Source organism: Vibrio sp. 2132-1 (assembly GCF_033344315.1).
Genome location: NZ_JAWPON010000356.1, coordinates 1 through 690 on the forward strand (window position 1 = coordinate 1; position 690 = coordinate 690).

Sequence of the window (690 nt, forward strand, 5' to 3'; positions counted from 1 at the left end):
AACAAAGTAATCTCGTAATCAAAATCGATAAAGCCTTCAACGATGACTCGACCTGCGCCAGTTCGGCCGCCTTCTTGTGCGTAGTCCCATGCTTTTTCAATATCGTCTTCCGTTTTGATGACACTCTGTCCCTTGCCAGATGAACTCATGACAGGTTTGACCACACATGGGATACCTACGTGCTCTACTGCGGCTTTAAAGTCATCGTAGTTGTCTGCAAATCGGTAAGGGGAGGTGGATAGGTCTAGTTCTTCTGCGGCTAAGCGACGAATGCCTTCACGGTTCATGGTGAGCTTGGTCGCTTTCGCAGTTGGCACAACATTCAGGCCTTTCTCTTCAAGCTCGACAAGTTTGTCGGTCGCGATAGCTTCTATTTCTGGAACAACGTAAGCTGGCTGCTCTTTGTTTATGATCTCTTCTAGAGCTTTACCATCCAACATATCGAGCACGTAGCTACGATGAGCGACTTGCATCGCAGGTGCGTCGGCATAACGGTCACAAGCAATCACTTCTAGACCTAGTCGTTGGCATTCAATTGCCACTTCTTTACCAAGCTCACCAGAGCCTAATAGTAATACACGGGTAGCATTTGCGCTGGTTGCAGTACCGAACATAGTGTTCCCTTACAAAATAGAGTGATGAGACAGAAATTGCAGGAGATCATACTGATTTTTCATTGCGAAGCAAACG

At 46.8% G+C, this 690-nt stretch carries 1 protein-coding gene; it reads right to left on the reverse strand.

Annotated elements, in window-relative coordinates; genetic code table 11:
* A partial coding sequence (gene purT, locus R8N47_RS25395) for a formate-dependent phosphoribosylglycinamide formyltransferase (RefSeq protein WP_318186131.1) occupies window positions 1–614 on the reverse strand: 614 nt, incomplete at its 3' end.
* Between the last annotated feature and the right edge of the window lie 76 nt (window positions 615–690).